Origin of the sequence: Psychrobacter sp. T6-4 (assembly GCF_052258425.1) — a bacterium.
GTDB lineage: Bacteria > Pseudomonadota > Gammaproteobacteria > Pseudomonadales > Moraxellaceae > Psychrobacter.
This window is the reverse complement of record NZ_JBQQEZ010000017.1, coordinates 42994-48993: the sequence shown is the minus strand read 5'-3', so window position 1 is coordinate 48993 and position 6000 is coordinate 42994. Positions and strand designations below refer to the sequence as shown.

At 38.5% G+C, this 6000-nt stretch carries 7 protein-coding genes; 3 read left to right on the top strand and 4 right to left on the bottom strand.

The features are described from left to right. Positions 1-162: 162 nt before the first annotated feature. Positions 163-1314, bottom strand: coding sequence for a catalase family protein (locus tag ACTXGE_RS11545; protein WP_443543495.1), 1152 nt, complete (start codon positions 1312-1314; stop codon positions 163-165). A 403-nt stretch (positions 1315-1717) separates the two neighbouring features. Here ACTXGE_RS11545 and ACTXGE_RS11540 point away from each other — a divergent pair, with 403 nt between their 5' ends. The 3 genes from ACTXGE_RS11540 to ACTXGE_RS11530 all read left to right on the top strand — a co-directional run bounded on the left by ACTXGE_RS11540 (position 1718) and on the right by ACTXGE_RS11530 (position 4274). Further along, complete coding sequence (locus ACTXGE_RS11540; protein ID WP_443543497.1) at positions 1718-2377, top strand: hypothetical protein; 660 nt, start codon at positions 1718-1720, stop codon at positions 2375-2377. Between the two features lie 91 nt (positions 2378-2468). Beyond that, positions 2469-3212 carry a hypothetical protein gene (locus tag ACTXGE_RS11535; RefSeq protein WP_443543499.1) on the top strand — a complete coding sequence of 248 codons (744 nt, stop codon included), beginning with the start codon at positions 2469-2471 and terminating at the stop codon, positions 3210-3212. A 132-nt stretch (positions 3213-3344) separates the two neighbouring features. Next, positions 3345-4274 (top strand): putative phage abortive infection protein, encoded by a 930-nt coding sequence (locus tag ACTXGE_RS11530; RefSeq protein WP_443543500.1) that lies wholly within the window; start codon positions 3345-3347, stop codon positions 4272-4274. A 34-nt stretch (positions 4275-4308) separates the two neighbouring features. On the opposite strand, the gene ACTXGE_RS11525 is transcribed toward ACTXGE_RS11530, so the two are convergent. From ACTXGE_RS11525 to ACTXGE_RS11515, 3 genes are all read right to left on the bottom strand, one after another. After that, positions 4309-4521 (bottom strand): DUF1289 domain-containing protein, encoded by a 213-nt coding sequence (locus ACTXGE_RS11525; RefSeq protein WP_443543502.1) that lies wholly within the window; start codon positions 4519-4521, stop codon positions 4309-4311. A 60-nt stretch (positions 4522-4581) separates the two neighbouring features. Continuing rightward, entirely contained in the window at positions 4582-5475 is an 894-nt protein-coding gene (locus tag ACTXGE_RS11520; protein WP_443543504.1) for a pirin family protein, read from the bottom strand. Positions 5476-5631: 156 nt separating this feature from the next. After that, entirely contained in the window at positions 5632-5892 is a 261-nt protein-coding gene (locus tag ACTXGE_RS11515; protein ID WP_435949876.1) for a DUF1289 domain-containing protein, read from the bottom strand. Between the last annotated feature and the right edge of the window lie 108 nt (positions 5893-6000).

The following is a 6000-nucleotide window of genomic DNA, read 5'->3' as shown; positions in this document are numbered from 1 at the left end:
GTGAAACATCGTCGCGCCAATGGTAGTGTGGCTCCGGCCATGTGAGAGTAGGTCATCGTCAGCTCTCTATTCTAAGACTAGCCCAATCCTATTTATTCAGGATTGGGCTTTTCTTTGTCTCCTGTTTTTTTGTTTGCTCAAATTATTACTATAAACACTAAATTACTTAGTAGTTGGTTTATCGAACACCTCTTTTAAACTGCTAGGCTCTCTGCGTTTCACGTTGTTGTGCTCGTGACGGGTATCAGAAGAGGTCTTGTATGCCTGCAAACGCGAGGTTTGAATGACTCCGATAGGACGATTCTCTTCTAAGCATCTAAAGGTGGTAAAGCTCAGATTCTCTATCGCTTCAACATTGCCATCGTCTGGTACGTCCTGACAAGGTACGGTTAAAGTTGCCACGGTAACAAAAGGCGCATCAGATGCTTTCCATTCTTTGGTTAATGTCTCAATAGGTTGCTTTTTTAGATTACGGCATAACTGGATTTGCACATTGAACTGATAGTCGTGCTCTTGTATCTCTTGAATGATAGCGGGGCGGATAGCTTCATCTTCTGTAAATAAGTGAATGTCCTCTCGTTTGATTTTGGCGGTAGAGGCCTTGGTAGGCGTCACTCTAATCTTTGCCATATAGTCGCCATGACGGCACACACCTTGTGAGAAGTAATCATATAGCCAAGCGTTCTTTGGTGGAATGGTAGCCAGCTTTCTAAAGGCATTTAGAGTCTTTACGCCTTCTACATTAGGAAATGCTTTGCCGTATTTGGTCAGCCAGTCAAATACCAGTTTGCCTTTACCGAGTAAGCCATCGCCTAAGTAGCTGTTTAGCTCAAAATTTAATTTGGACAGATAAGCATAATCTTTTAGACTGTTGGTAAAGAAGATAGGCCCATTCACTAGCGCATAATCAAAGGTGGTACAGTCCTCTTCACCAGGGGTGAGCTTTTTGCCCGGCACATCAAATATCTTGATCGCTAGCCCTTGTCCTAACCCCAGCCTTCTATCTGCATCTACACCTGCCGCAGCATTTGAGAATCGAATCACCGCATCGTGAATACCTGCGTTTGCATACAGTCCTTGAGCGTACTCTTCTGGCAAATTATCTAGAATCTCAAACTTGGCCTTGAGTCCGCAGTAGGTCTTGGCATGGACGGCGCGGGTGTGATGATCAAGTTTATTGGCTTCTTTGCTCTTTTGCACGTAGTCACGGATATCAGCAGTGATCATCTTCATCGTCTGCTGATCTTCTGCACTTAGGGTGGTGTACTTTTTATCGAACTTGACATATTTTGGTTTAAACAACTTCTTCAGCATAATCAGCTACCTACTGTTGGGAATTTAAGATTTGAAATCCTAGTTATTTTACAAAAGTTTGGTCGTTAATATTGATGATAAGTATTGGTGATGTGTAAAGGTGAGCAAGGAATAACGACTGTTTGGGAAATAGTTGTCCGCAGCTACGCCTGTAGATAGCTCTTGCGCTGCTTAAAGTTGACATACAATTTTACGGCGCTTTGGTCATCGTCAGATCTCTATTACTAAAAGCCCCCTTTACTTATGTAGAGGAGGCTTTCTTTATAACCTAAATAAACCTATTATTTTTGAGTCTATAATCTTAAAGTTATATTTTCCTAAGTTTATATGAGAATCTTTGAATTAAAGTCTGCTAAAATTAGACTCTGAATGTTAATTATCTATTCTTCTATAGGGAAAGTATATGCCTAGTCCAGAACTTATTGCATGGATAACATTAGCTAAAGAGTCGCTACTTGGGTTGGCTGCGTTAGTTGCAATTGGTATAGGAATATATGGTATAAGAGCATGGAAGAGAGACCTTGTTGGTAAGGAAGTGTATACAGCGGCAAAAAATCTTGTAAAAGAGAGCCACCTTGTAAGTAGAGCTGCTTTGATGCTACGTGAACCTTTACATCCGAATGAAAAACGGCGTTTTACTAATGAAGAAATTTTCCACACTACAGAATTAGAACGTTGGTGTATACCTGAAATCGATGGCTATAAATTACGAATTAATGAATTCTCAACGGTGCAAGAAAGTTATCGTTTAGCTAAACTTGATTTAAGAGTTTTAATTGGGTCTAAAATTTATGAAGGCTTTTTACCATTTGATCTTCTTCTTATAGACTCAGTAAATCGCGTAAATAATTATCTAGAATTGCTTAATGATTATGAACATGTTGCAACTCCTGAATCGCCTGAAATAGTTAATGCGCAATTTATAATGTATCCGTCTGAAAATCTTAATGATGAGTTAACAAATGATCTTGCAGACGCGCGGGAAGAGGGAGAAAAATCAATTCTTAAGTATCTACACCGTAACAGTATCCGTGGCTACAAAGTGATTCAAGAGACGTCTTAACTATTACCTATTTTCATACTATAAAAGTCTCATTGTTTCAAACGTTCCTCAACCTAATTATTAATAATATAAGCAAAGAGATATTTATACGATGACCTTTAATATTACTACGGATTGGAAATTTTGGTCTGCCTTGATTGCTTTACTGGCATTAATACTTTCTCAACTTCCACCTATCCATGTTTTCATACGCAGGGCTAAGCTTGATTTAGAAGTGCATTCTAGGATATTTATTACTCATAAAGTTGGTAATCCTAACTTACAAATTCATCTCATATTGCGCAATGTCGGTGGACGGGTTATCCGTATAAAAAAGATGAATGCCAATATATTGAGAGATAACAAGAAAGTTATGTCTTTACCTGCCCAAACTTATGTTGCAAGTCCAAAAGATAACCAACTGATATTACTAACAAGCTTTGATTTAAAACCTCAGACCGAATGGAGTCATCTGGTAAGCTTTCTTAATTACTTTGATCGAAGTGATGAAAAATTATACCGCGAAGCAGAAATTAAACTTAAGAACGAAATCTCACGTCGAATAGATGAGTTTGGAGAAAAGAATCCTGTAGTGGCTCCTCCTGAAATAGTTGAACCGTTTAATAAATTATTAGAAAGTAATTTCAAATGGTTTGCAGGTGATTACCTTTTGGAGATTGTTATAGAAACCGATACTCTAAGAGCAAATGTATCTAGAAAATATCGATTTACTATATTTGAATCACAAACTGAAAGCCTTATGGATCATAAAAAAGGTTATCCCAGTGGTGATGCTATCTTCTGGGAATCTGCATACTATGTTGGACAATCAATAGAAGTCGAAGAAAAGACGTAGTATATGGCAAAAGTTATGTCTCACTTATATTTTTCGGCACTTAAACTTCATAATATATATCTAGTTTTATTTTTTAAGGGTTTTTTTCAAGACATTTCATCTATAATCATACAATTTTTTTAAGAGAATAAAATGGTTAGGTTAAATATTATTTTAAAATACATATTCATAATTTTCTCTATCTCTCTATTAGTGATTTTACCTTTTATAATTTTCAATAGAGCTTATTTCAATTGGAGCTTCAATGTTGATACTGATTTGGCATCTAGATTTGGCGATTTTTTTGGTGGATTTATAGGTACGCTTTTTTCTATTCTTAGCGTTCTTTTGCTTATATACACAATTACCTCCCAATACATAGAAACATCTAAGAATAAAGTGAAAGACCACTTCTTTAAAATGTTGGATTATCATACTGAAAATGTAAGAAGTACTAAGGTAGGTAGCATAGAGGCTACTAAAGCAGATATCGTTGAAGAAGGTAGACGAGCGTTTGTAGTATATAAAATACAACTCAAAAGACTTTTGCAGGCTGTTAATAGCATCAACGAAACCTTAGATCTTAATCTCAGCTCTAGTGAAAAAATCGATGTGGCATACATATGCTTCTTTTACGGTCAAAGTGAAACTTGGGTTGACTTCATAAAAGGAAAATTGTCAATTCATAGGAGTGGCTCTTTAATAGCTACTGAAATGCTGAAAAAAGTACAAGAAAATGAGAGTTTGAAATTAGGAAGAACTAATCAAACTGAATTGAGCAGTTATTTCCGAAATATGTATAATGCTATCAAGTTGGTAGATAATGATAAATATCTTTCTCAAGAAGAAAAAGTTGACCTTATAAAAATATATAGGGCACAGCTTTCTAATCCAGAGTTATATATCTTATTTTTTAACTTAGTTTCTAGGTTTGGTACTAAATGGCATATGAGTAATTATATTACAAAGTATGAGCTTCTGACTAACCTGCCTCATGACTACTGTGATGGATATGATCCAAAAGATTATTTTGACATTTCATACGAAGAAGATGAAATTGGTCTCTGGATAGAAAGTACTTAAAAATAAAGTCTATTAGATACAGTTTTTCTATCTATCAAAACAACTCCCCAACCTCAACCACCTCATCGAAATCAAATCCTAGCTGTTGACCTTTAAGCTGACGCATCTGCTCAATACGCTGTTTACGTCCTACGATTAACCTTAATACTTCTCGGCGCTGTTCGGTGTTCATACTTAACCACAATTGACGTTCGGGGCGACTGCGTAGACAACCAAAGCAATACTTTTTCCCACAAAAAAAGCCCATATTAGCGAACTAATACGGGCTTTAACATTTAATAGAGTACTTAACAAACTAGGCTAACCACTAAGCACCTTCACCAAATTTACCACTTTGGAAGTCAGTGACCGCTTGCATGATCTCGTGCTGACTGTTCATCACAAACGGACCGTATTGCACAATCGGTTCACGTAATGGACGTCCAGTGATTAAGATCACTTTGGTGTCCTCACTACTATCGGCTTTAATGGTAACGCCATCAGTATCAGTGTCGTTTTTGAGGATAGCCATGTTTTTAGTCGGTACCGTATCCCCTTCAATATCTACCGTACCGCGATACACAAAGGCAAACGCATTGTGATCAGCTGGAATGGCCTGACTAAAGCTAGTGCCTGCGGGTAGATGAATATCTAAATACGTCGGCTCAGTGATATCGCGCGTGACTGCGCCTTCTACCCCGTGCGATGTCCCCGCAATGACAGTAACATCCACGCCATCTTCTGTGGTGTATTTAGGCAAGTCCTCACTTTGGAAATCTTTATACCAAGGATCATTCATTTTATCTTTGGCAGGTAGATTGAGCCACAGCTGGAAGCCTTCCATCGCGCCATCTTCTTGCTCAGGCAGTTCTGAATGGATGACACCGCTCGCCGCCGTCATCCACTGCACACCGCCGTTTTGTAATAATCCTTCGTTGCCCGCGCTGTCGCGATGACGCATACGGCCAGTGATCATATAAGTAATCGTTTCAAAGCCGCGATGTGGATGATTGGGGAAGCCGGCGACATAATCATCTGGATTATCGCTTTTGAAGTTATCCAGCATCAAGTAAGGGTCAAGGCGCTCTTGTAATTGCTGCGTGAGCACGCGAGTCAACTTAACGCCAGCACCATCTTGGGTGTCTACCCCAGCATAGAGGTGCTCAATTTGGCGAGATTGGGTGACTGTTTCTTTTACGCTATTTGCTACCGTGTTATTCATGGTTCTCTCCCATTTTATGATTGTGAATAATGGACTTCTTTTATTCATATTCAGCCATATATTTGGGGTAAGGGGTTGTAGATTTCAATACTTTATTGTGTAGTAAATGTAAATAAGAGATTGAACTTTTTAAGTATAAGTTAATTTATTACAAGGTTAAAACAACTCACCCGTCTCAATCACTTCTTCAAAATCAAAGCCTAGTTGCTCGCCTTTACGCTGCCGCATTTGTTCAATACGCTGCCTGCGACCTACGATTAACCTTAATACTTCTCGGCGCTGCTCGGTGTTCATACTCAGCCACAACTGGCGCTCAGGACGGCTACGCAGACAGCCAAAACAGTAGCCTTTTTTATTGCTCGTGCATACGCCGACACAAGGATTGTCGATGTCAAACAGTTCGATCTGCTCACTCATGACGTCTCCTTTTATTGGGTTAGAATGCACTGATAGACTGCATTAAATCGTTTAGTTTTTGATTAAAGACTATCGCTGTGCCGTTTTGTCATTATTGCTGACAATGAA